The organism is Snodgrassella gandavensis (assembly GCF_914768025.1).
GTDB lineage: Bacteria > Pseudomonadota > Gammaproteobacteria > Burkholderiales > Neisseriaceae > Snodgrassella > Snodgrassella gandavensis.
This window is the reverse complement of record NZ_CAJZCE010000003.1, coordinates 141,062-166,752: the sequence shown is the minus strand read 5'-3', so window position 1 is coordinate 166,752 and position 25,691 is coordinate 141,062. Positions and strand designations below refer to the sequence as shown.

The window sequence follows — 25,691 nt, the reverse complement described above, 5'->3', positions numbered from 1 at the left end:
CCCATGAGCCGCAACCTTACTGAGGATTGATTGTGACCAAGATTATTCGTGTAGGCAATATTGAAGTAGCCAATCATTTGCCGTTGGTGCTGTTTGGTGGCCTGAATGTACTGGAAAATCTGGATTTGACTTTGCGTACCTGTGCACATTATGTAGAGGTAACACGTAAGCTGGGTATTCCGCTGGTGTTTAAGGCGTCATTTGATAAGGCCAACCGCTCTTCAATTCACTCATATCGTGGTGTGGGTCTGGAAGAGGGAATGAAGATTTTTACGGCGGTGAAGCAGGAATTTGATGTGCCGGTGATTACTGATGTTCATGAACCTTTTCAGGCTGCACCGGTGGCCGAGGTGGTTGATGTGTTGCAGTTACCTGCATTTTTAGCCCGCCAGACTGATCTGGTGGTGGCGCTGGCACAAACCGGTAAAGTGATTAATATCAAGAAACCGCAATTTTTAAGCCCGCACCAGATGAAAAATATTGTGGAAAAATTCTATGAAGCCGGCAATAAACAACTTATTCTGTGCGAACGTGGCAGTAGCTTTGGTTACGATAATCTGGTAGTTGATATGCTGGGCTTTGGCGTAATGAAAAAAGTTTGTGCTGATTTGCCGATTATTTTTGATGTAACCCATGCCTTGCAGCAACGTCAGGCAGACGCAGCCGCTTCAGGCGGGCGTCGCAGTCAGGTATTGGATTTGGCTTTGGCGGGTATGGCCACCAGACTGGCCGGTTTGTTTCTTGAAGCACATCCAGACCCAGACAAAGCCCGCTGCGATGGTCCCAGTGCTTTGCCATTAGCGATGCTCGAACCATTTCTGGCACAGGTTAAAGCAGTGGATGATTTAGTAAAAACTATGCCGGTACTGGATATTAACTGAATATATACTGGCACTAAAAAAGCAGGGTTTTCAAACCCTGCTTTTTTATCTGTCTGGCTGAAAATCAGGCAGACAAGGATTTATTGCTCAACTGAACCAGAATTCTGATACAGAGTAAAGAGGGGTACACCCTCGTCACGGATTTTTTTGCCACCGGGTAAATCGGTAAATTCGATAATGGCGGCGGCTTCCACTACTTCTGCACCCAGCTTGCGGATCAGTTTTACGCCTGCGGTCATGGTACCGCCAGTTGCTACCAGATCATCCACCAGCAGTACACGGGTACCGGATTTTACCGCATCAGTGTGCATTTCAATGGTGGCATGGCCATACTCAAGCTGATAACTTTCTGCAATGGTTGTAAAAGGCAGCTTGCCTTTTTTACGGATGGGCACGAAACCTACATTTAGCTGATACGCCAGCGCAGCACCGATAATAAAACCGCGCGCATCCAGACCAGCAACGACATCGATTTTCTGCCCCATATAACGGTAAACCATTAGATCTACCAGCAGACGAAAGTACTGCGGACTTTGCAATACCGGAGTAATATCGTGAAATAAAATGCCTTCCTGTGGCCAGTTCGGAATTTTGCGAATTTTTGCAGCCATCGCGTCAATACCTATGACTTCTGGGTGAGTCTGCATTATAAATCCTTTAAAAATAAAGACTATATGCGAAAGTTATAAACGCAGGACGAGCCAAGTTATTTGCATATAGTGTATGCGAAAGGTGCGCATAATAGCACTATTCGCGTTTTTCTACAGCCCATTATGAAGCAGAAAATGATGGCTTTTGGTACAATTGCCATCATAATTTACACAAATCAACAGGTTGATAACATGGTTAGCACGCCTGATCAAGTTCTTGCCACCAATTCTTGCTCCCCCTGTGTCTGGTTAGACGATTATATTGCCTCTTTATCGCCGGCCATGGGGACAATGTTGCGACATGCACAGATTTTGGTGAACAGTAGCTATCCGCAGGATGCGGTTACTTTTTGTGGCGAAAACCTGTATACCAATCTGATGATTGCCGCCAAAACAGTAGCAGATATGGATTTAATGCCTGATGCTGTAGCCGCTACCATGCTAAGCTGTCTGCCCAGTTATGTGGCTGATTGGAAAAACATTGTACAAGAACAATGTGGTGACAGTGTAATGCAGTTGGTGACTGGTTTGTATCAGGTACAGAAGCTTACCTATTTTGTTAGCATCAGCCCGCTGGCCACTCAGGAGGAGCGTTTACAGCAGGCAGAAGCAATGCGCCAGATGCTGCTGGCGATGGTGTCCGATATCCGGGTGGTACTAATCAAGCTGGCAATGCGTGCTCAAACCATGAATTATCTGAGCAAGGTTACCGATGAGGCATTGAAAAAAGCGGTTGCCAAGGAAACCATGACTGTATTTGCACCTCTGGCCAATCGTCTGGGCGTGTGGCAATTGAAATGGCAGCTTGAGGATTTAAGCTTTCGCTACCAGAATCCGGATGAATATAAAAGAATTGCGCGCCTGCTGGATGAAAAACGGACAGAGCGGCTGGATTATATTGAACATTTTGTTGAGACCCTCAAGCAGCAGTTAAGCCGGCTGAATATGCACTTTGAAGTAGCAGGACGGCCAAAGCATATTTATTCCATTTACCGCAAAATGGTAAAAAAGAAGCTGAATTTTGATGGTTTGTATGACATTCGTGCGGTACGCATTCTGGTGGATACTGTAGCAGACTGTTATGCCACGCTGGGGATTGTGCACAGCTTGTGGCAGCCTATTCCGGGCGAATTTGATGATTATATTGCTCATCCCAAACCCAATGACTATCAAAGTCTGCATACCGTAGTAGTGGGGCCGGATGACAAAGGAGTGGAAATCCAGATTCGTACCTTTGATATGCATCGGTATGCTGAATTCGGCGTGGCGGCGCACTGGCGCTATAAAGAAGGCGGCAAGAGCAATGAAGCCTACGAGCACAAAATTGCGTGGTTACGCCAGTTACTCGACTGGCGCGAAAATATTGCGGAAAGCGGTAATGACCGCGAAGATTTGTCGCGTGCTTTCCAGACTGAACTTTTTAACGATACCATTTACGTCCTGTCTCCGCATGGCAAAGTATTTTCCTTACCAGCAGGTGCCACGCCGATTGATTTTGCCTATGCTTTACACACCGATATCGGTAATCGCTGCCGTGGTGCCAAGGTGGACGGACAGATTGTGCCTTTATCCACGCCACTGGAAAATGGTCAGCGCGTAGAAATCATTACCGCACGCGAAGGTAAACCTTCAGTAAACTGGCTACATGATGGCTGGGTGAAAAGCAATAAAGCCATCAGCAAGATTCGTGCTTATATTCGTCAGCAGAATGGCGAGTCGATACGCGAGTCCGGTCGTACCGCACTGGAAAAACAGCTAGTGAAAATGCAGGTGCAGCCGAATACGCATAAACTGGCTGAGGCACTTGGGTTCAATAATGTAGACGACTTATATCTGGCCATGGGGCATGGAGAAGTTACCGGCCGCATGATTCAGAAAGCGGTGGATACCTTACTGGAAAAACCGGAAGTTCCAGTAACCGAAAACCATTTAGTCAAACGCAGTAAAATCAAAAACAATTTTGGCGGTGTGCTGGTGGATGGTGAATCCGGCCTGCTCACTACGCTAGCCAAATGCTGTAAACCAGCGTTTGGAGACAACATTATCGGGTTTGTAACGCGTGAACGGGGTATTTCCATTCATCGCAGCAATTGTTCCTCATTTCAGTATCTGGCGCATATTTCGCCAGACAAGGTATTGCCTGCTTCCTGGGCTGATGAATCAGCTAATCAGGTTTTTGCCATTGATATCGAAATCCGTGCTCAGGATCGCAGTGGCCTGTTACGCGATATTTCTGAAACACTGGCACGCAATCGCCTTAACGTTACCGCCGTGCAAACGTTATCGCGTGACCTCGAAGCGCAGCTGCGTTTTACAGTTGAAGTCCATCAGGTAAATGATTTACCACGGGTACTGAGTCAATTGAGCGATGTAAAAGGCGTATTAGCTGTGACGCGATTATAGGGTATGCTTTTTGTATGTCAGGCGAAGTATCAATTTGTCTCAGAGAAAAGCCATAAAAAGCCACGCATTGAAACGACACGTCCGTGGCAGCATACCTGAGAATATACTGAAACACGTTTGCCTGTTTATTCAAGGTTTATGTGGCTGGAAAATATTTGTCTGCCATGGCATACGGGATGGCTGTGCTTTCACAGCCCAGAGTACCAGTATAATTTTTCGGACAAAAGTGGCGCTGAAAAGCACAGAAATTGCAAAACCGTTTAATAGTCCTTACTGCTATTTACTATAGCTACCGAGAATATTGTACAGAGATTAAATCACACCCTGATATTTGCACATTTGTGGCGGCGGCCGGTAATTGCATAGCGGTGTAATTCATCATGCACACCGTACAGTAAGTGTAGAAGTAGTAGTTAATCCAGCCGGATATTACATTGCTGATACGGAATTATCAGTTTTATCAGTAAGAAAAAATTTATTTTCTGTTGCTTCAGTATTATCCGGCATTAACCCATTATAAATAAGTAGCAATCTCTATGCGTTGTTTAATAAGCGGTATTATTGTTAGCTGAACGCAAAAAAAGCAATTTTATGGTTTTGGCAACAAAAAGAATAAATAAGCTTATACAGCAACAAAGCAAAAAGAAGAGTATCCATATATAAACAGCTGTAAGCATTGATTCCGGATTGAAACCAATATCGAGTGAAACAAATAAATATCCACAGCCATAAAAATATAAGAAAAATACCAGTATGGATAATGTTAATTGAATAAACAATGCCTTAAAAGAAGGCGAATTGTTATCGTTAGAAAGTGAAAAGATGGATTTAAGGGTTTTATAGTTGACAATAATTAAATATACAAAAAAGGTAATTAGTCCGCATATACCCAAAAAAACACACGAACCACCCTGTTCACAATTATCAAAGTAATACCAGCCAACGATACCTAGTATAAATACAAAATAACTCACCAGTAAGATCAGTAATTCTTTAATTAGTTTTCTGGTACGCAGGTGGTTAACAATTTTTTCAAACATTTATTATTCTATGTAGAATTAAGTAGAACCTATTATATCTATGTATGTATGTATGTATGTATCTTAATGTAAAGCCGCATAGATTTTTTCAGCCAGAGCCAGACTAATGCCTTCAGTCTGGCTTAAATCATGCACGCTAGCGGCAACCACACCCCGTAACCCGCCAAAACGGGTCAATAATGCCTGCCGGCGTTTGCTGCCAATGCCCGGTATATCGTTCAGTGACGAAGTCACTCTGGCTTTGGCTCGTTTCTGGCGATGGCCGGTAATCGCAAAGCGGTGTGATTCATCACGTACTGTTTGCAGTAAATGTAAAGCCGGATTATGTGGTTCTACCCGGATATTACGCTGCTGATGCGGAATGATTAGCTCTTCCAGACCGGCTTTGCGTTCCGGGCCTTTGGCAATGCCGACGATTGGAATATGAATGCCCAACTCCTGCCATACATCCAGAGCCATATGTACCTGGCCTTTACCGCCATCAATCAGCACCAGATCCGGCCATGTGCCAATGCTTTCATCATTGTCAGCCAGACGGCCGTAGCGGCGGGTTAATACTTCACGCATGGCGGCATAATCATCGCCAGCTTTGGCTGTTGTAATATTGTAGCGGCGGTATTTGGCCGGCTGCATGGCTTCGTCTTCATATACCACGCAAGAAGCAATGGTAGCTTCGCCCTGAGTATGGCTGATATCAAAACACTCAATACGGTTCAGACTTTCAGTATCCATATCCAGTAGTTGTGCCAGTGCTTCAATACGGTGTTGCTGACTGTGCTGTTGCAGTCGGTGTTGTTCAATGGCCAGTTGTGCGTTGCGTTCTGCCATCTGTAACCAGATTCGCCGTTCCCCAACGGTATTATGCACAAACTGTATTTGTCTGCTGTTTTCGGCATTCAGCGCGTCGCACAGGCTTTTAGGCAACTGGAAATTGCTGATAATAATATCTGGTTTGCTTTTACCCAGATAATGCTGGGCAACAAAAGCTTCTCCATAATGATTAAGTTTTTCAGCAACACGATAGCGCGTATCCGGAAAAAAATTTTTATCTCCAACATGGCGGCCGCCACGAATACTTACCCAGTGAATACACACAATATCATTTTGTTCAGTGAGAGCAAGAATATCGATATCGCTGTGGCGTGCATGTTTACTGTCTATAAATTGCTGCGATTGCATCAGCCCCAGAGCCTGAATCTGGTCACGAATCTGTGCTGCGGTTTCAAAATTCAGCTGTTCAGCTGCCTGCTGCATTTTTGCATGTAATGAAGTCGTCAATTCACTGGTTTTGCCCTGTAGAAAACTTACTGCGGCTTTGACATTGCTCTGATAATCCTCAACACTGATATGGCCGACACAGGGGCCGGAACAACGTTTAATCTGGTACAGCAGACAGGCACGGTCGCGGTGTTCAAATACACTGTCTTCACATGTACGCAGTCTGAATACTTTTTGTAGTGTCTGAATACTGTTGCGTACCGCATAGCCATTGGGATAGGGACCGAAATACTGATTAGGCTTTTTCAGGGTGCCGCGGTAATAGGCCATCTGCGCAAAGCGGTGACCGCTGAGCATCAGATAGGGATAACTTTTATCATCGCGAAACAAAATATTGTATTTCGGTGAGAGTGCCTTGATAAGATTATTTTCCAGTATCAGCGCTTCTGTTTCCGAATGCGTTGCCGTGATTTCAATTCGTGCCACCTGTTTAACCATCAGTTGAATTCTGGGCGATAAATCGGTTTTCTGGAAATAGCTGCTAACCCGGCGTTTCAGATTCACTGCCTTGCCTACATATAACACTTTATCATTGGCATCCAGCATGCGATATACACCCGGCACTAAAGGCAGATTTTTAAGAAACAGGGCTAAATCAAACTTATTATTGCCTGCTGGGCTGGATGGAGTGGCGGCAGTATCGGTCATAGTAGTGGTTCATCAGGTTAACAACTGTACAGCCATAAAAAAAATCCATAAGCTGCATACACAACTTATGGATGATGAGTGAAATAGTCAAGAGTAAAAATTAATTACAATTAATGCGAACATCTTCATCGTAACGCTGAACCAGAGCATCGCGATTATTAGTACGCAAACTGTCAGCCATTTTCCGGTTTAGCTGTGCTGTTTTACAGGCAGTCTCACGGGCTTTCTTGTTTTGCGCCTCAATTTTCTTATTCTGCTCGTCTCTCAGCTTATTCTCTTCTTCAATCTTGCGGTTAAGCTGTGCCTGTTGTTCGGCCAGAGAGTCGGAATCTGCCTGAGCTTTAGGCTGCGGTGCCGCCAGCGGAGTGGAAACCTGTGTGCGTACATTGAAACGCTGGGTTTTGGCCGGAGTAAGTTGAGCAGGTACATCTGAATATTCAGTCACACCTCGCTTGTCACGCCAAGTGTATACATCCGCCGCACCTGCCATTATCGTGCTGCCGGTCAGTACCATTGCCAGTGAAATTTTCAGTATTTTGTGACGCATATTTACTTTTCCTTCGCGTTTGAAAATATATGTTTTGGCTATTATACGATAAAAAAAACTTCTGTTTACCAATTGGCAAGATTGTGTAAAAGTATATTTTGCCAGTGTGTCGTAAATTTGTTAAAATTGCTCGCCAATTCCCCTATCTAAGTTCTAACTTTCTCCTCGTCCTCTAAAAAAAGAAGCTCTAAAATGCGTATAGTCGAAAAAGCCTACACTTTTGACGACGTGCTACTTGTACCTGCTCACTCTGAAGTACTACCGCGCGACGTTATCCTGAAAACCCCGCTTACCCGCCATATTTATCTGAATTTACCGCTGGTTTCAGCCGCGATGGATACAGTTACTGAAGCCAAGCTGGCCATATCCATGGCTCAGGAGGGTGGCATTGGTATTATTCATAAAAACATGAGTGCTGAACGGCAGGCACGTGCCGTTGCCAATGTTAAGCGTTATGAAAGTGGTGTGGTCAAGGATCCAGTAACCATCACTCCGGATACACTGATTGGCGATTTGATTGGTCCCGGGCGTAAATATAAGGTATCCAGTTTGCCTGTACTGGAAAATGGCAAGGTAGTTGGGCTGGTAACCAACCGCGATTTACGCTTCGAACGCAATCTGCAACAAAAAGTAGCCAGTATCATGACACCGCGTGAGCGTCTGGTAACAGTAAGTGAAACCACCAGCATCGATGACGCGCGTGAACTGATGCATACACATAAAATCGAGCGAGTATTGGTGGTGAATGCCGAATGGGAACTGAAAGGTTTGATTACCGTCAAGGATATTCTGAAAAATACCGCATTTCCCAATGCCAATAAAGACAGCGAAGGCCGATTGCGCGTTGGGGCTGCGGTAGGTGTGGGACAGGATACAGATGAGCGCGTGGCAGCTCTGGTGCAAGCCGGTGTCGATGTACTGGTAGTGGATACAGCGCATGGACACAGTCAGGGCGTGCTTGAGCGTGTTCGCTGGGTGAAACAGCATTACCCGGATGTAGACGTGATTGGCGGTAATATTGCTACGGCAGCCGCAGCACGTGATCTGGTGGCTGCGGGTGCTGATGCCGTTAAAGTGGGTATTGGCCCGGGTTCCATCTGTACTACACGTATTGTCGCTGGTGTGGGTGTCCCGCAATTAACAGCAATTCATAATGTGGCTACAGCACTGGCAGGCACTGGCGTGCCGCTGATTGCTGATGGTGGTATCCGCTTTTCCGGCGATCTGGCCAAAGCACTGGCTGCTGGTGCTTCAGCCGTGATGCTGGGGGGCATGTTTGCCGGTACAGAAGAAGCGCCGGGCGAAATCGAGCTGTATCAGGGTCGTTCCTATAAATCCTATCGCGGAATGGGATCAATGGGTGCCATGAGCCAAGGTTCGTCCGATCGCTATTTTCAAGATAATGTAGCCAGCGCCGATAAATATGTACCAGAAGGCATTGAAGGGCGCGTACCTTACAAAGGGCCGATTAACCAGATTATTCATCAGCTAGTGGGTGGCTTACGTTCCAGCATGGGCTATCTTGGCTGCAAAACCATTCAGGATATGCATAGCAAGGCTGAATTTGTGGAAATTACCGCTGCTGGTATGAGCGAATCGCATGTACACGATGTGCAGATTACTAAAGAAGCGCCAAATTACCATGTTCGCTAAATTATTATTGTAAAATCTGATGCTAATGCACTGGGCAGTCTGCCGGCCGCCCAGTGCAATAATAAAAAATTTTCTTTTTTTATTATTCGGATCAACATTGCCAAAACCAAAAGAATTAGCTAGAATGCATTGCTTACATGGCAGTGTCAGATATATCTATCCCTGCCATTATCAAGCACGTAGCTCACGTCATTTTGCGTGAGATGGCGTGTTTTTTTTTGCCCGCAACTGGTAACAGGAAGCACGATTATTTACCCATAAAAAACAGACTGTCGCCATGGCAATGGTCTGCATAAATCTACAGGAATCATTCATGACTACAAACGCAATTCTGGTGTTGGCTGACGGTTCCGTATTTCATGGTGTCAGCATTGGTGTGGCTGGGCAGGCAGTTGGTGAAGTAGTCTTCAATACCAGCATGACTGGCTATCAGGAAATTCTTACCGACCCATCTTATACCCAGCAGATGGTTACCCTCACTTATCCGCATATCGGCAATACCGGCGTAAACAGCGAAGATACAGAAAGTAAACAAATTTATGCTGCCGGTTTGATTATTCGGGATTTACCTTTATTACACAGTAATTTCCGCGCTAAGGAAAGTCTGGCTCAATACCTGCAACGCCACAATACCGTGGCAATTGCCGATATTGACACGCGCCGTCTCACCCGCCTGCTGCGGGATAAAGGGGCACAGGCCGGCTGTATTCTGACAGGTGCTGATGCCAGTGCAGAGCAGGCACAGGCACTGGCACAAGCTTTTGGCAGTATGGCTGGTAAAGATCTGGCGCGGGAAGTAAGCTGTACCGCAAAATACCAATTTGCACAGGGTGAATGGCAACTAGGGCAGGGCTATGTTCAGCCACCAGCAGCCCAATATCATGTTGTCGCCTATGATTTCGGGGTAAAAACCAATATCCTGCGCATGCTCAGCGAGCGCGGCTGCCGCTTGACAGTTGTCCCTGCTACCACGCCGGCTACAGAAGTACTGGCAATGAATCCGGATGGCGTATTCCTGTCCAATGGCCCCGGCGACCCGGAGCCCTGTGATTATGCCATCGCTGCCGTACAGGAAATTCTCGCCCATAAACTGCCATTGTTTGGTATCTGTTTGGGACACCAGCTACTCGGTTTAGCGTTGGGTGCACAAACCCGTAAAATGCCTTTTGGTCATCATGGTGCTAATCATCCGGTACAGGATCTCGAAACTGGCCGGGTAGTGATTACCAGCCAGAATCATGGCTTTGAAGTAGATGCAGATAGCTTGCCACAAAATGTGCGCATTACCCATAAATCACTGTTTGATGGTTCATTACAGGGCATCAGCCTGACCACACAGCCAGCTTTTTCATTTCAGGGACACCCTGAAGCCAGCCCAGGACCACATGATGTATCCTATCTGTTTGACCGGTTTATCCAGCATATGCAGGCAGCGCGCCAGAATTGATGGCCATTTTTAACCAACCACCCCCTTTGAAAATAACAAAAATGGACAGGATTCCCCATGTTTGGTATTACTGATTTGGGAACATATATTATCGGTGCCATTGCCATCATTTTATTGCCCGGACCCAACTCCATGTACTGTCTGGCCATGGCGGGAAAATATGGTGCCAGAGCAGCCTATTGTGCTGTAGCTGGCATATTTCTGGGCGACAGCGTGTTGATGTTACTTTCCTCTTCTGGTGCAACATCAATTATAAAAACCATTCCTGTATTATTTTTATTACTGAAACTGGCTGGTGGATTATATCTGTTCTATCTGGGCTGGCAGTTACTGCGTTCAGCCGCCAGACAATGGAACAGTCGGCAGCAGGCAGCAGAAGCTTTCAGGCAATCACTGCGTGAACCTGATATAGCTGATAAACCACCTTCAGCACACCATTTATTTCAGCGTGCACTACTGTTAAGCCTGTTAAATCCCAAAGCCATACTGTTTTTTCTGGCGTTTTTTATCCAGTTTGTAGACCCGAATTATGCATATCCAGCATTCAGCTTTCTGTTGCTGGCTATTATTTTGCAAATTTGCAGCCTAACCTATCTGAGTGTACTGATATTCAGTGGTTTATCGCTGGTAAAGTGGTTTCGTCATTATCAGCGGCTGGCTGCCGGTGCAGTAGCCACAGTTGGGCTGATGTTTATAGCGTTTGCACTGAAATTATGGACAGCAAGTATCGACTGAATATTTAACCACCAGTAAAGAACTGCTGCCGAGCTACTAAATTAAACCAATAATCATTGATAAAGGTATCAACATGCCTAAGCGCACAGACTTAAAATCCATTCTTATTATTGGTGCCGGCCCCATCGTGATTGGTCAGGCTTGTGAGTTTGACTATTCCGGTGCTCAGGCATGCAAAGCATTGCGTGAAGAGGGCTACAAAGTCATTCTGGTTAATTCCAATCCGGCCACCATCATGACCGACCCAGACATGGCCGATGTTACCTACATTGAGCCGATTATGTGGCAAACGGTAGCAAAAATCATTGAAAAAGAACGTCCGGATGCGATTTTGCCAACCATGGGCGGGCAGACTGCACTCAACTGTGCTCTGGATCTGGCTCATAACGGCATCCTGAAAAAATATCAGGTTGAGCTGATTGGTGCATCGCAAGATGCCATTGATAAAGCTGAAGATCGTGGCCGCTTTAAAGAAGCCATGAACAAAATCGGTCTGCACACCCCAAAATCCTTTATCTGTCACAGCATGGATCAGGCACTGGAAGCACAGGCGCAGGTAGGATTTCCGGCATTGATTCGCCCATCATTTACCATGGGTGGCAGCGGTGGCGGGATTGCCTACAACAAAGATGAATTCATCACCATCTGTGAACGTGGTTTTGATGCCTCGCCTACACATGAATTACTTATCGAGCAGTCAGTACTGGGCTGGAAAGAATATGAAATGGAAGTAGTGCGCGACCGTGCCGACAACTGCATTATCATCTGTTCCATTGAAAACTTCGACCCTTGCGGCGTGCATACCGGCGATTCCATTACCGTAGCACCGGCGCAAACACTCACCGATAAAGAATACCAACTGATGCGCGATGCTTCACTGGCCGTATTGCGCGAAATCGGCGTCGATACCGGTGGTTCCAACGTACAGTTTGCAATTAATCCGCAAAATGGCGAAATGATCGTTATCGAAATGAATCCGCGTGTCAGCCGTTCTTCTGCTCTGGCTTCCAAAGCTACTGGTTTCCCGATTGCCAAAATTGCCGCCAAACTCGCAGTAGGCTATACCCTGATCGAATTACAGAACGACATTACCGGCGGCCGTACCCCAGCTTCCTTCGAACCATCAATTGATTATGTCGTCACCAAAGTGCCGCGTTTTGCCTTTGAAAAATTTCCCACTGCTGATGACCGCCTGACTACCCAGATGAAATCAGTTGGTGAAGTGATGGCCATCGGACGCACATTTCAGGAGTCCATCCATAAAGCCCTGCGTGGTCTGGAAGTTGGCCTGTGTGGCTTTGACAGTCGCAGCAGCGATCGTGCAGCTATTCAGCGCGAACTGGCCAACCCCGGGCCAGAACGCATCCTGTATGTGGCCGATGCCTTCCGTGCCGGATTCTCGCTGACCGAAATCCAGCAGATTAGTGCTATTGATCCATGGTTTCTGGCACAGATTGCCGACCTGGTGGCAGAAGAACAGCAGCTCATCAGTCACAACCTAAATGAAATAGACTATACCTGCATGCGCAGACTGAAACGCAAAGGCTTTGCCGATAAACGGCTGGCACAGCTACTGCGCAGTGATGAAACCAGCGTGCGCCACCATCGCCATACCCTCAAGCTGCATCCCGTATACAAACGCGTAGATACCTGTGCGGCCGAATTTGCTACCGATACCGCCTATCTTTACTCCACTTACGAAGAAGAGTGTGAGGCACAACCCAGCCAGCGCAAAAAAATCATGATTCTAGGCGGCGGGCCCAACCGTATCGGGCAGGGCATTGAGTTTGATTACTGCTGCGTACATGCCGCTTTAGCATTACGCGAATCCGGTTTCGAAACCATCATGGTTAACTGCAATCCAGAAACCGTATCCACCGACTATGATACTTCCGACCGGCTCTATTTCGAACCGCTCACATTGGAAGATGTACTCGAAATCTGCCATACCGAACAGCCAGATGGACTAATTGTTCACTATGGTGGCCAGACTCCCTTAAAACTGGCGAATGAACTGGTAGCCAATGGAATAAATATCATTGGTACATCTGCGGATGCCATTGATGCCGCAGAAGACCGCGAGCGCTTCCAGCAGATTCTGCATACATTAGACCTGCGCCAGCCGGAAAACCGCACCGCACGCACCGAGGCCGAAGCACTGCAACTGGCTGAAGAAGTAGGCTACCCGCTCGTAGTACGCCCATCTTATGTACTGGGTGGCCGTGCCATGCAGGTAGTGCATTCCGCTGCCGAATTACAAACCTACATGCGCGAAGCCGTGCAAGTATCCAACGACAGCCCGGTATTGCTGGATTACTTCCTCAGCCACGCCATCGAAGTAGACGTAGACTGCGTTTGTGACGGACAGCAGGTGGTCATTGGCGGCATCATGCAGCACGTAGAGCAGGCCGGCGTACATAGTGGTGATTCCGCCTGCTCAATACCCCCGTATTCGCTCAGTACCGCCATTCAGAACGAAATCCGCCGCCAGACTGCGGCCATGGCCAGAGAATTACAAGTTATCGGCCTGATGAACGTACAGTTTGCCGTACAGGATGACATAGTCTATGTACTTGAAGTCAACCCACGCGCTTCACGTACCGTACCATTTGTTTCCAAGGCCACCAGCGTACCACTGGCCAAAATCGGTGCACGGGTGATGGCGGGTATATCCCTATCACAGCAAGGCTATACCCACGAAGTGATTCCCGAATTTTTTGCCGTAAAAGAAGCCGTTTTCCCGTTTATCAAATTTCCCGGCGTTGATACCATTCTCGGACCGGAAATGCGCTCTACCGGCGAAGTAATGGGTGTAGGAGAAACCTTTGCCGAAGCATACCTGAAAGCCCAGCTTGGCGCAGGTGAGCGCATGCCCGCGGTTGGCAAAGTCTTTCTGGCCGTGCGTGATGAAGACAAACCTCATGTAGTACAGGTAGCCACCAACTTCCAATCACTTGGCTATGGCTTGTGTGCCACACGCGGTACCGCAGCATATCTGGCACAGCACGGCATCAACGTGCAGCTAGTCAATAAAGTCACCGAAGGCCGCCCGCATATTGTAGACGCAATCAAAAATGGCGAAATTGCCCTAGTAGTGAACACAGTCAGCAGCGACGTGCAGTCAATAAAAGACAGCCACTCCATCCGCCGCAGCGCCTTAAATATGCGCGTACCCCTGTATACCACCATTGCTGGTGCTCTGGCCATGAGCGAAGGCGTAAGCCAGTTGTCCCATACCGAAGTGTACAGCATCCAGAGCCTACACCAGCGTATAGAACCCGTAACAATTCAAGACTAATTTGTTTAAATAGCATAAGGCAACTAACAGCATTCATCGCTGTTAGTTGCCTTTTATATATAAAATAAACATTTCACTCAATTACAGCATATTCACATAACAAACATTGAATACTAATAAATGATTAATAATATAGTGTTAAAGTAATTTACCGATTAATTCAGTGCCAATACTGACTAAATTTAGCCACCTAATACGCCTGTCAGTTGAATACCATTTAGTAGTATCAGCCATATTCGAGATTACATACTAAATATAAATAAAAGCATAAATAACAAAAAATGATACTGGCAATTGACGTTTACTATATAGAAAATCAGGCAAAAAACGTAGATATTTTGTTCCAACACCGGACTAATACAAAATCAAGATATCCATACCGTCACTACCGATTATCAAAATAATATTACCCCTTACCAGTCTGGTCAGTTTTACCAACGCGAATTATCCATATATCATGGTGATATTAGCTAAAATTGATTTATCAACCATTTCAGCCATTATTATCGACGGATATGCACATCTGGCAGAAAGAAAAATCGGCTTACGTGGCACGCTTTAAATAAAATCATTCCTGGCTATTTAATAAAAATTACTCGTGGCCAAAGCAAACAGCCATTACATATTACTGCAATCGGCATACCATTAGAAAATGCGGCGGCAAACATTAAATTAATGGCGGGAAAATATCGCCTGCCTGATTTACTCAGCTTTCTCGATCAGCAAACCAAACTATTCAAAGCTGAAAAAGCGAGGCAAAAATAACACCATACATACAAAAAAGCCTGCAAAACTAATTGCAGGCTTGGGATCCAAAATCAATAATTAACTGCCCCAGTAGGCCGTTATCACATTCTGTTGCTGTGACAATACCACTTGTTCCGGAGCTGCCAAAGTATCAGCAACATTAGAACCCATATTCGCCATAGCCGTAATCAAATATTGCACCTGTGTCGCAGCCTGTGCATTATCAGTATGTACCGAATTATGATATCCAGCCAGCCTGTTATCAAATAAATAATTCATTCCACTTAAATGATACAGATTATCATCATTGGCCAGATAACTATCAGCACAACGGGCATAATTCATGCTAAATAAATCACCAGCATCATCATTATAAAGCTGCATCCCAACCATGCGATCCGCAATTGCAATTTTACCGTTTTCAGCAGAGGCCTTAACCTTATTCAGCCCAAGCTCAGCCGCCGTCATCGTTTTATCGGCAAACTCAAAAGCCTGAATTTGGTGCGCTTTACCCACAAAGAAATTTTTCACCACAATAGAATCCGTATCCTGATATCCGCAGATAACCAGATCACAGCCTTCTTTGCGATAAATCACCTCATCTGCCAGCACATCCGTGAATCTGATGGTATTCACATCCCTATTGCAAGGATTGCATTCCAGAATAGTATCTTGGCCATGTCCTTTACTGAAAACATAGATGTCATTACCAGAACCACCTTCCAGATAATCATTCCCCACACCACCTACAAGGATATCATTGCCTGTACCACCATATAAGCGGTCATCACCACTACCACCATCTAGATAATCATTACCTGAGCCGCCTACCAGATTATCACTACCAGCAGCGCCAAACAGCTTATCATTACCTTTACCGCCGTCTAGATAAGTATCCTCAGAGCCATAAGCATATAACTCATCATCACCGTTCGTGCCGATTTGAGTAAGCTTACGGATATCTGCAACATCCAATTGGCTGCCATCAGCAAACTTAATCAAGTCAATCTGATTAACGCCAGAATCACGGAAGAAATTAATAATTTTCAGCGAATCATCCGAACGCTTCGAAACAATATAAAGATCCTGCCCCTTGCGAGAATAAGTAAAATCTTTTTTTACCCAATTATTAAAGAGTACAGTATTAACGTCTTTACCGGTAGGATTGAATTCAAGCAGCTCATCATGGCCGAAATTCTTATCAAACACAAACACATCCGAACCTATACCTCCTTCAAGGTAATCATCGCCCGTGCCGCCGATAATAGTATCATCACCATCACCGCCATAAAGAATATCGTTGCCAGCGCCGCCGATTAACACATCATTGCCGGCACCACCATCCAGATTGTCATCACCATCACCACCATCCAGAAAATCATTACCGCCCTGACCCTTAAGCACATCATTACCGCCCAGACCAATTAAAGAATCATCAGATTCATAGCCAATCAGAATATCATTACCTTCCGTCGGCTTTAACAACAACGCCTTGATCGCCTCAACATCAAGCTGCGAACCATCAGCAAATTCCACCACATCAATCTGGTCGCCGCCGTGGCCATCGCCAGTAAAGAAATTAACTACCGTAATCTGATCAGTAGTACCCCTGATTTTCAATAGCAGATGACTACCATCGCGGGTAAAAAGCACCTCATCCTGCACAATACCATCGGTAAAACGAATCTTATCAACCTTATTTACCCCGGTATCATGATTGCGAATAATATCCCGGCCAAAGCCACGCGCAAACTCATACACATCCGATCCGGCGCCACCGTCCAGCTCATCATTGCCGATACCACCAATAAGCACATCATCCCCGGCACCACCGTACAGAATATCGCGGCCGCCACCAAGCAGATTAGTGCCAATCAGAATATCATTGCCATCACTGCCAGACTGCACACTCAGCTTATCTTGTACCGTTTTACCCAGCAGCTCACACCACTGACCAAATACATCATGTGCTTTAGCGTAGTCAACATACTCATTAAAAAGCTTCACCCCATCCGGCCAGAAACCCGTATAGTGATAAGCCAGAAATTCCCCCAGATCCACAAACGCCTTTTGCGGATTGTGCTGGAAAACCTGATTAAAAGTAGCAGCAATCCCCGAAAAATCCAGCGAAACATCATCTTTTTCCAGTTTAAAGGTTAGCTTTTCCAGATAAGGTTTCAGCCGCGTTTGGAACAACAGACTCTCATACAGACTATTGCGAATCCCGTTATAAGTCTTATCAATCGTATCCAGAAGCTGCTGCCGCTGCTTTGGCGTACCCGCATAAAATAATCTTGAGGTTTCACCAGTAAACGCATTCAGAACATTCAGCTTACCGCTATAAGTCTTAAATTTTTCTGCCCATACCGGATCATCAATAAAAGTAAGCTTACTTTCTTCTGATGGCCTGATAGCAGAACCGCCGGCACTGGCAGAACCGCTATTAACCCAGCTTGTGCCCAAAGCATAGTCAGCCTTTTCATCAAACTGCGGGTCGGATTTCGCCCATTCCAGCAACAGCTTGTCCAGCAAAGCCAGTTGCTCAGAGCGCGTTTCCGCTTGCGCATAGGATTGCAAAACAGCAGCTAAATCTTGAGAAAGCGCTGCTGCATCGCGTAAATCGCGTACCCGCCCCGTACCTTTCAGATTTGGCGCCAGCTTTTGCTCCTCAGTCAGTTTTACTTCCTCAGCATACTCACTGAAAACCGGCTTATGCTCAAAATTCACATCACCCATAGTACGGGTTTGCCCGTCAGTGGTTTCATAGCTGCCGATTTGAGCCAGCGTATTGCCATTGTTTAAACTGGTATTACTGTTTTTATTTTCCAGATTTAACGCCTTCACACCTACCTGCTCCAGCGTAAACAGCTCATTGCTCTGGCAGATACCATCCTGATTCAAATCACGCCATACGCGCAACTGATCAAAGTGCGCATCCTGCGCATCTACCCGGCCATCGCCATTACTGTCAAACTCGCGCAATGCCGCATAGCCATTGGCCGCCTTACTGCCGTCCGCCAGCAACGTACTGTCACCAAAGAGCTCCGTACCATCATTAATAACCCCATCGCCATTACGGTCTACTGCCAGCAGCCCGTCATCAGCCTTTACCCAGCCAGTAGCCGTACGGATGCCATCACCATCATGGTCAAATAGCGCACCACTTAATTTTCTCGAGCCAGTCGTTTCAATTCCATCACCATCCAGATCCAGTATCAGCGGGTCATAGACATAATATTTACCGTCGCGGTTTAGATCAAGCCAGTCTCTCAGATGCTCACAAATCCAGCCGCCAAAATTAAATGGATCTTGAAGCTTCCTTTCAAACCCAGCAGCCAGATTATCCAAAGCTCTTGCAAGGTCAAGCGGATTGAGCAAATCTATATTATATAAATTATGCCAGTCCAGTGCCGAACCCGGCCAGTCTTTGGGAGACAGGCTATCTGGATCAAAACGGGTAAAGCCCTGTGCATCCGATTTTAAAATACCATCTAAAGAAACTTTGCCAGACTGGATTATATTTTGTAGTAATGAATATGCCATATCATTAGAAAATTTGTTATATTTATTGTTATCATATCTGCCCAGCCGGGAGCGTAAAATTAGATCAGTGGCTGCGCGCAGCGCTTTATCCATCACATTGCCGCCAAGTCCGCCGGCCTGTCCGCGGCTATTGGTGCCCACTGCCACATTCAGCCACAGATTTAACCCATTGGCATCTGGATTACCTGCTGGAATGGTGGATTTTAAATAATCATAGGCTTTGGAATAATCTGCATCTTCGCCATGAGCAAGTTTATTCTGGATATCATTTACCATTGATTGTAATTCGGCTATTTGCTCATCAGTTAAATCATAGGAATTCTTTTCTAGCATATAGTCTTGTAAGGATAAATATCCTTGAAAACCTTCACCTTTAATAAAGCAATTCATACCTACTCCTTTCTACTCAATGACCTTGCTGTGTTGATGAATATAATCCAGAATGCGGTTATTGTTTTCAATAAAGCCTTGGAGAATTTCCGGATGATCCAGCAGGCTTTCATTATGTTTATAGATATCAATCAGAGCATCGGCAAAATACCATTGATTAGGCAATGGTTTATGCTTACCATGCAGATATCTTGAGGAATACACGGTATAAGCAACACTGAATTCTTTATCTAGTACAGAATAAATATCAGTCTGGTGAGGGTAGGAGTCACTTGCATCTTTTGCATCAAAAGGCCAGAATTCAATCCTGATATCTTGCTGATTTGTATCAGACTGATCAGCAAATATAGCCAGTTTTCCACTAATACCTGCATTGTATAGAGCCCGATTATTCCGTTCTTCTTTTAATGAAAACTGAAACCAAAGCCGTTTTAACCAGAAATTTCCATATTCCAATTTCTTAGTTTTTATCTTAGGATACAGCGGTGCTATACTTAAGCCAGCTACTGGTTTAGAAAAATCTGGGCATTGATGCAGTGCTTCTTCGTCATTGGGAAAGCCGGAGAAAGTGGGTAAGGGAAATATAATTGATGCGCCAATTTGCTCCACTTTTCCATTAATAATTTCATTTTTTATGCTAAAACCAAACTGACAGCGTGGCAAGGTAATCGCCAGTTTTTTATTTGAAACCTTGGAAGGAATCAAAACCGTAATTTCAGTGGTATCTTTCATTGCTAATTCATCCTGTAATTGCTTGTTTTTTTCTTCTTCACTGCGCCCATCAATACAGCCGGTTAAGCACAGAATCAAAATACACAACCATCGTTTCATCTTGCTACCTTTGCAAATTAAATTTCAGCGGATTAAATAGCCCCTCTGTGTTTTAATAGCATAAATTAACAGTGTTTAATCGTAATATAGCGTTAATTTTTAAATGCTGCAAGTGTATGATATGTTGATTTATATAAATAAATTTGATATATATCAATAGAGAATAATTGTTTAAAATTGATTATTGGCTGTCGCAATTGAGTAGCGATTTTCTCAAGAAATCTGCTAAAAATTAGCAATATTATTTTAATTAACCACACTGTCATTTTAAAGACAGATGATAAGCGTTGCTGGCTAATTAACTACCTTACTATGTTGGTGAATATAATCCAGAATGCGGTTATTGTTTTCGATAAAGCCTTGGAGAATTTCCGGATGATCGAGCAGGCTTTCATTATGTTTATAAATATCAATTAAAGCATCAGCAAAATACCACTGATTTGGCAAGGGTTTATGCTTCCCATGCAGATATCTTGAGGAATACACGGTATATCCTAAGCCAAACTCCTTATCCAATACGGAATGAATATCAGTCTGGTGAGGGTAAGAATCGCTTTCATCCTTTGCATCAAAAGGCCAGAATTCAATGCTGATATCTTGCTGATTTTTATCAGATTGATTAGCGAATATAGCTAGTTTTCCTGCAATACCCGCGTTATATAAAGCCTGATTATTACTTTTTTCCTTTAATGAAAATTGAAACCATAGTTGTTTTAACCAATAATTTCCATACATCAATTCTGTTTTTCCTATTTCAGGGAATAGTGGTCGTATACCTATACCGGAAATTGGCTTGGAAAAATCTGGGCATTGATGCAGTGCTTCTTCATCATTGGGAAAACCGGAGAAAGTAGGTAGTTGATACATAATGCTAACCGCTTTCTCTTCAACTTTTCCATCAATAACTTTATTTTTTAAGTTAGGCCCAAAAAAGCAGCGTGGCAGAGTAATCGCCAGTTTTTTGTTTGAAACCTTAGATGGAATCAAAACCGTAATTTCAGTGGTATCTTTCATTGCTAATTTATCCTGTAATTGCTTGTTTTTTTCTTCTTCACTGCGCCCATCAATACAGCCAGCTAAGCACAGAATCAAAATACACAACCATCGTTTCATCTTGCTACCTTTGCAAATTAAATTTCAGCGGATTAAATAGCTCCTCTGTGCTTTAATAGCATAAATTAACAGTGTTTAACCTTAATATAGCGTTAATTTTTAAATGCTGCAAGTATATGATGTATTGATTTATATAAATAAATTTGATCGATACCAATAGAAGATAATTGTTTAAATTTGATTATTGGCTGCCACAATTGAATAGTTATTTTCTGGATAACTCTGTCCAGAATGAGCAATATTATTTTAATTAACCACACTGTCGTTTTAAAGATAGATGATAAGCGTTGCTGGCTAATTAACTACCTTACTATGTTGATGAATATAATCCAGAATACGATTATTATTTTCAATAAAGCCTTGGAGAATTTCCGGATGATCCAGCAGGCTTTCATTATGTTTATAAATATCAATTAAAGCATCAGCAAAATACCACTGATTTGGCAATGGTTTATTTTTGCCATGTAGGAATTTGGACGTATAAACGATATAACCAAAGCCAAATTCCTTCTCCAGTACAGAATGCACATCAATCTGGTCGGGGAAAGGACTGTCTGCATTACCTGCATCATAAGGCCAGAAATCAATCGATATATCTGCTTTATTTTCTTTGGACTGATTAGCAAATATGGCAAGTTTTCCACCAATACCACTGTTATATAAAGCCTGATTGTTTCTTTTTTCTTTCAATGAATATTGAAAGCTTAGGTGTTTTAACCAATGATTTCCATATAATAGCTCAGTTGTTCCTCTTTTTTTAGGAAACAATGGCCTTATACCAATTCCAGATATTGGTCTGGACGGATCAGGGCAGTGCTTTAGTGCTTCTGCATCACTGGGAAAATCAGAAAAAGTAGGTAATGGATACAAAATAGTCACAGCCTTTTCTTCAACTTTTCCATCAACAATTTTATTTTTCAAGTTAGGCCCAAAAAAGCAGCGTGGCAAAGTAATCGCCAGTTTTTTACTTGAAACCAGTGACGGAATCAGAACCGTAATCTCAGTAGTATCTGTCATTATCAGTTTATCCTGTAATTGTTGTTGCTTCTCCTGCTCGCTGCGCCCATCAATACAGCCGGTTAAGCACAGAATCAAAATACACAGCCATCGTTTCATCTTGCTACCTATTGCTAATAGAATTTGAACAAATTAAATTGCTGATTGCTTTAATAGCATAAATTAACAGTGTTTAACTGTAATATAGAGTTAATTTTTAAATGCTGCAAGTATATGATGTGTTGATTTATATAAATAAATTTTATATATATCAATAGGAGATAATTGTTTAAAATTGATTATTGGCTGTCACAATTGAATAGTTATTTTCTGGATAATTATGTATAGAATTAGCAATATTATTTTAATTAACCACACTGTCGTTTTAAAGATAGATGATAAGCGTTGCTGGTTAATTAACGACTTTACTGTGTTGATGAATATAATCCAGAATACGATTATTATTTTCAATAAAGCCTTGGACAATTTCCGGATGATCCAGCAGGCTTTCATTATGTTTATAAATATCAATTAAAGCATCGGCAAAATACCACTGATTTGGCAATGGTTTATTTTTGCCATGTAAGAATTTGGATGTATAAATTACATAACCAAAGCCAAATTCCTTCTCCAGTACAGAATGCACATCAATCTGGTCGGGGAAAGGACTGTCTGCATTACCTGCATCATAAGGCCAGAAATCAATCGATATATCTGCTTTATTTTCCTTAGACTGATTAGCAAATATAGCCAGTTTTCCTCCAATACCACTGTAATACAACGCTAGATTATTTTTTTCTTCTTTTAGTGCGTATGCAAATCTTTGATGTATTAACCAATGATTCCCATAATCTAGTTCATTTGTGCCTATTTTAGGAAACAATGGTCTTACACCAATTCCAGATATTGGTCTGGAAAAATCAGGACACTGTTGAATGGCTGCTGCATTATTGGGAAAACCGGAAAATGTAGGTAATGGAAATAGAATAGTAACGGCTTTTACTTCAATTTTTCCATCAACAATTTTATTTTGCAGTTCAGTTCTAAAAAAACAGCGTGGCAAAGTAATCGCCAGTTTTTTGCTTGAAACCAGTGACGGAATCAGAACTGTAATTTCAGTAGTATCTGTCATTATCAGTTTATCCTGTAATTGTTGTTGCTTCTCCTGCTCGCTGCGGCCATCAATGCAGCCGGTTAAGCAGAAAATCAAAATACACAGCCATCGTTTCATTTTGCTACCTTTGCAGATTAAATTTCAGCGGATTAAATAGCCCCTTCTGTGCTTTAATAGCATAAATTAACAGTGTTTAACCGTAATATAGTGTTAATTTAAAATGCTGCAAATATATGATATGTTGATTTATATAAGTAAATTTGATATATATCAATAGAAGATAATTGTTTAAAATTGATTATTGGCTGTCACAATTGAATAGTTATTTTCTGGATAATTATGTATAGAATTAGCAATATTATTTTAATTAACCACACTGTCGTTTTAAAGATAGATGATAAGCGTTGCTGGCTAATTAACTACCTTACTATGTTGATGAATATAATCCAGAATACGATTATTATTTTCAATAAAGCCTTGGAGAATTTCCGGATGATCCAGCAGGCTTTCATTATGTTTATAAATATCAATTAAAGCATCAGCAAAATACCATTGATTTGGCGATGGCTTATGCTTGCCGTGCAGATATCTTGAGGAATACACTGTATAAGCTAAGGCAAATTCCTTATCCAGTACGGAATGAATATCAGTTTGATGAGGATAAGAATCGCTTTCATCCTTTGCATCAAAAGGCCAGAATTCAATGCTGATATCTTGCTGATTTTTATCAGATTGATCAGAAAATATAGCTAGTTTCCCCGCAATACCAGCACGGTACAGTTCCTGATTATTTCGTTTTTCTTTTACTGAAAATCGGTAATATTGTTGTTTTAACCAGTAATTGCCATATTCCAATTCGCTTTTGCTTGTTTTGGGAAATAATGGTCGTATACCTATACCGGAAATTGGCTTGGAAAAATCTGGGCATCGATGAAGCGCCTCTTCATCATTGGGAAAGCCGGAGAAAGTAGGTAGTTGATACATAATGCTAACCGCTTTCTCTTCAACTTTTCCATCAACAAGTTTATTTTTCAAGTTAGGCCCAAAAAAGCAGCGTGGTAAAGTAATCGCCAGTTTTTTGCTTGAAACCTTAGATGGAATCAAAACCGTAATTTCAGTGGTATCTTTCATTGCTAATTTATCCTGTAATTGTTTGTTTTTTTCTTCTTCACTGCGCCCATCAATACAGCCGGTTAAGCACAGAATCAAAATACACAACCATCGTTTCATTTTGCTACCTTTGCAGATTAAATTTCAGCGGATTAAATAGTCCCTCTGTGCTTTAATAGCATAAATTAACAGTGTTTAAATGTAATATAACGTTAATTTTCATCCGCTGCAAGTATATGATGTGTTGATTTATATAAATAATTTGATAAATATCAATAGAAAGTAATTACCTAAAATTGATTATTGGCTGTCGCAATTGAGTAGCGATTTTCTCAAGAAATCTGCTAAAAATTAGCAATATTATTCTAAACAAGCATAATATTATTAAAGCGGTATGTAACTGCTCCTTAGTTAACGACCTTACTGTGTTGATGAATATAATCCAGAATGCAGTTATTGTTTTCGATAAAGCCTTGGACAATTTCCGGATGATCCAGCAGGCTTTCATTATGTTTATAAATATCAATTAAAGCATCAGCAAAATACCACTGATTTGGCAATGGTTTATGCTTCCCATGTAGATATCTTGAGGAATACACCGTATAAGCAACGCTAAATTCTTTATCTAATACAGAATAAATATCAGTCTGGTGAGGGTAGGAGTCACTTTCATCCTTTGCATCAAAAGGCCAGAATTCAATGCTGATATCTTGCTGATTTTTATCAGATTGATTAGCAAAAATGGTTAGCTTTCCGGCAATACCAACACGATACAGTGTCTGATTATTTTTCTGTTCTTTTACTGCATATTGATAACTTTGCTGTTTGAACCAGTAATTGCTATATTCCAATTCGGTTCTTTTAGGGTTAGTATACAGCGGTGCTATACTTAAGCCAGCTACTGGTCTGGAAAAATCAGGGCATTGATGAAGTGCATCTTCGTCATTGGGAAAGCCGGAGAAAGTGGGTAAAGGAAATATAATTGATGCTCCTATTTGCTCCACTTTTCCATCAATAATTTCATTTTTGATACTAAAGCCAAACTGGCAGCGTGGTAGAGTAATCGCCAGTTTTTTATTTGAAACTATAGATGGAATCAAAACCGTAATTTCAGTGGTATCTTTCATTGCTAATTTATCCTGTAATTGTTTGTTTTTTTCTTCTTCACTGCGCCCATCAATGCAGCTGGTTAAGCACAGAATCAAAATACACAACCATCGTTTCATCTTGCTACCTTTGCAAATTAAATTTCAGCGGATTAAATATT

The 25,691-nt window shown here is 43.0% G+C and carries 17 protein-coding genes; 6 read left to right on the top strand and 11 right to left on the bottom strand.

What is annotated here, in order from left to right; translation table 11 throughout:
• Window positions 1-41: 41 nt before the first annotated feature.
• Window positions 42-881, top strand: coding sequence for a 3-deoxy-8-phosphooctulonate synthase (kdsA, locus tag MJ764_RS03890; protein ID WP_239324925.1), 840 nt, complete (start codon window positions 42-44; stop codon window positions 879-881).
• 80 nt (window positions 882-961) lie between these two features.
• Here the strand turns inward: kdsA and MJ764_RS03885 are convergent, their stop codons facing one another.
• Window positions 962-1,528 (bottom strand): adenine phosphoribosyltransferase, encoded by a 567-nt coding sequence (locus MJ764_RS03885; protein ID WP_100091035.1) that lies wholly within the window; start codon window positions 1,526-1,528, stop codon window positions 962-964.
• A 195-nt stretch (window positions 1,529-1,723) separates the two neighbouring features.
• Here MJ764_RS03885 and MJ764_RS03880 point away from each other — a divergent pair, with 195 nt between their 5' ends.
• Window positions 1,724-3,934, top strand: a complete 2,211-nt coding sequence (locus tag MJ764_RS03880) for a RelA/SpoT family protein (RefSeq protein ID WP_420853920.1) — start codon at window positions 1,724-1,726, stop codon at window positions 3,932-3,934.
• Between the two features lie 545 nt (window positions 3,935-4,479).
• Here MJ764_RS03880 and MJ764_RS03875 read toward each other — a convergent pair.
• The 3 genes from MJ764_RS03875 to MJ764_RS03865 all read right to left on the bottom strand — a co-directional run bounded on the left by MJ764_RS03875 (window position 4,480) and on the right by MJ764_RS03865 (window position 7,447).
• Window positions 4,480-4,974: a hypothetical protein gene (locus MJ764_RS03875; RefSeq protein ID WP_239324806.1), complete on the bottom strand. Its 495-nt coding sequence runs from the start codon at window positions 4,972-4,974 to the stop codon at window positions 4,480-4,482.
• A gap of 63 nt (window positions 4,975-5,037) precedes the next feature.
• Window positions 5,038-6,900, bottom strand: coding sequence for an excinuclease ABC subunit UvrC (uvrC, locus tag MJ764_RS03870; RefSeq protein ID WP_239324804.1), 1,863 nt, complete (start codon window positions 6,898-6,900; stop codon window positions 5,038-5,040).
• Between the two features lie 100 nt (window positions 6,901-7,000).
• A complete protein-coding gene (locus tag MJ764_RS03865) occupies window positions 7,001-7,447 on the bottom strand; it encodes a DUF4124 domain-containing protein (RefSeq protein ID WP_239324802.1) in 447 nt (148 codons plus the stop codon).
• 192 nt (window positions 7,448-7,639) lie between these two features.
• Between MJ764_RS03865 and guaB the strand changes: the two genes are divergently transcribed.
• From guaB to carB, 4 genes are all read left to right on the top strand, one after another.
• On the top strand, window positions 7,640-9,100 hold the full coding sequence (gene guaB, locus MJ764_RS03860) for an IMP dehydrogenase (RefSeq protein ID WP_239324800.1): 1,461 nt from the start codon (window positions 7,640-7,642) through the stop codon (window positions 9,098-9,100).
• A 313-nt stretch (window positions 9,101-9,413) separates the two neighbouring features.
• The gene (gene carA, locus MJ764_RS03855; RefSeq protein WP_239324798.1) at window positions 9,414-10,547 is read left to right on the top strand and encodes a glutamine-hydrolyzing carbamoyl-phosphate synthase small subunit; all 1,134 of its coding nucleotides are present in this window, start codon (window positions 9,414-9,416) and stop codon (window positions 10,545-10,547) included.
• A gap of 57 nt (window positions 10,548-10,604) precedes the next feature.
• Window positions 10,605-11,282 carry a leucine efflux protein LeuE gene (gene leuE / locus MJ764_RS03850; RefSeq protein ID WP_239324796.1) on the top strand — a complete coding sequence of 226 codons (678 nt, stop codon included), beginning with the start codon at window positions 10,605-10,607 and terminating at the stop codon, window positions 11,280-11,282.
• A gap of 73 nt (window positions 11,283-11,355) precedes the next feature.
• Window positions 11,356-14,580: a carbamoyl-phosphate synthase large subunit gene (gene carB / locus MJ764_RS03845; protein ID WP_239324794.1), complete on the top strand. Its 3,225-nt coding sequence runs from the start codon at window positions 11,356-11,358 to the stop codon at window positions 14,578-14,580.
• Window positions 14,581-15,405: 825 nt separating this feature from the next.
• On the opposite strand, the gene MJ764_RS03840 is transcribed toward carB, so the two are convergent.
• From MJ764_RS03840 to MJ764_RS03810, 7 genes are all read right to left on the bottom strand, one after another.
• On the bottom strand, window positions 15,406-19,260 hold the full coding sequence (locus tag MJ764_RS03840) for a calcium-binding protein (RefSeq protein ID WP_239324785.1): 3,855 nt from the start codon (window positions 19,258-19,260) through the stop codon (window positions 15,406-15,408).
• Window positions 19,261-19,272: 12 nt separating this feature from the next.
• On the bottom strand, window positions 19,273-20,091 hold the full coding sequence (locus MJ764_RS03835) for a hypothetical protein (protein ID WP_239324783.1): 819 nt from the start codon (window positions 20,089-20,091) through the stop codon (window positions 19,273-19,275).
• A gap of 294 nt (window positions 20,092-20,385) precedes the next feature.
• Window positions 20,386-21,204, bottom strand: a complete 819-nt coding sequence (locus tag MJ764_RS03830) for a hypothetical protein (RefSeq protein WP_239324781.1) — start codon at window positions 21,202-21,204, stop codon at window positions 20,386-20,388.
• A 294-nt stretch (window positions 21,205-21,498) separates the two neighbouring features.
• Entirely contained in the window at window positions 21,499-22,221 is a 723-nt protein-coding gene (locus MJ764_RS03825; protein ID WP_239324779.1) for a hypothetical protein, read from the bottom strand.
• 391 nt (window positions 22,222-22,612) lie between these two features.
• On the bottom strand, window positions 22,613-23,431 hold the full coding sequence (locus MJ764_RS03820) for a hypothetical protein (RefSeq protein WP_239324777.1): 819 nt from the start codon (window positions 23,429-23,431) through the stop codon (window positions 22,613-22,615).
• A gap of 294 nt (window positions 23,432-23,725) precedes the next feature.
• Window positions 23,726-24,544, bottom strand: a complete 819-nt coding sequence (locus MJ764_RS03815) for a hypothetical protein (RefSeq protein ID WP_239324775.1) — start codon at window positions 24,542-24,544, stop codon at window positions 23,726-23,728.
• A 287-nt stretch (window positions 24,545-24,831) separates the two neighbouring features.
• The gene (locus MJ764_RS03810; protein ID WP_239324773.1) at window positions 24,832-25,650 is read right to left on the bottom strand and encodes a hypothetical protein; all 819 of its coding nucleotides are present in this window, start codon (window positions 25,648-25,650) and stop codon (window positions 24,832-24,834) included.
• Between the last annotated feature and the right edge of the window lie 41 nt (window positions 25,651-25,691).

Coding starts and splice junctions, on each gene's coding strand:
- MJ764_RS03885 (WP_100091035.1), bottom strand. CDS start 1,528: ATGCAGACTCACCCAGAAGTCATAGGTATTGACGCGATGGCTGCAAAA.
- MJ764_RS03880 (WP_420853920.1), top strand. CDS start 1,724: ATGGTTAGCACGCCTGATCAAGTTCTTGCCACCAATTCTTGCTCCCCC.
- MJ764_RS03875 (WP_239324806.1), bottom strand. CDS start 4,974: ATGTTTGAAAAAATTGTTAACCACCTGCGTACCAGAAAACTAATTAAA.
- uvrC (WP_239324804.1), bottom strand. CDS start 6,900: ATGACCGATACTGCCGCCACTCCATCCAGCCCAGCAGGCAATAATAAG.
- MJ764_RS03865 (WP_239324802.1), bottom strand. CDS start 7,447: ATGCGTCACAAAATACTGAAAATTTCACTGGCAATGGTACTGACCGGC.
- guaB (WP_239324800.1), top strand. CDS start 7,640: ATGCGTATAGTCGAAAAAGCCTACACTTTTGACGACGTGCTACTTGTA.
- carA (WP_239324798.1), top strand. CDS start 9,414: ATGACTACAAACGCAATTCTGGTGTTGGCTGACGGTTCCGTATTTCAT.
- leuE (WP_239324796.1), top strand. CDS start 10,605: ATGTTTGGTATTACTGATTTGGGAACATATATTATCGGTGCCATTGCC.
- carB (WP_239324794.1), top strand. CDS start 11,356: ATGCCTAAGCGCACAGACTTAAAATCCATTCTTATTATTGGTGCCGGC.
- MJ764_RS03840 (WP_239324785.1), bottom strand. CDS start 19,260: ATGAATTGCTTTATTAAAGGTGAAGGTTTTCAAGGATATTTATCCTTA.
- MJ764_RS03835 (WP_239324783.1), bottom strand. CDS start 20,091: ATGAAACGATGGTTGTGTATTTTGATTCTGTGCTTAACCGGCTGTATT.
- MJ764_RS03830 (WP_239324781.1), bottom strand. CDS start 21,204: ATGAAACGATGGTTGTGTATTTTGATTCTGTGCTTAGCTGGCTGTATT.
- MJ764_RS03825 (WP_239324779.1), bottom strand. CDS start 22,221: ATGACAGATACTACTGAGATTACGGTTCTGATTCCGTCACTGGTTTCA.
- MJ764_RS03820 (WP_239324777.1), bottom strand. CDS start 23,431: ATGAAACGATGGCTGTGTATTTTGATTTTCTGCTTAACCGGCTGCATT.
- MJ764_RS03815 (WP_239324775.1), bottom strand. CDS start 24,544: ATGAAACGATGGTTGTGTATTTTGATTCTGTGCTTAACCGGCTGTATT.
- MJ764_RS03810 (WP_239324773.1), bottom strand. CDS start 25,650: ATGAAACGATGGTTGTGTATTTTGATTCTGTGCTTAACCAGCTGCATT.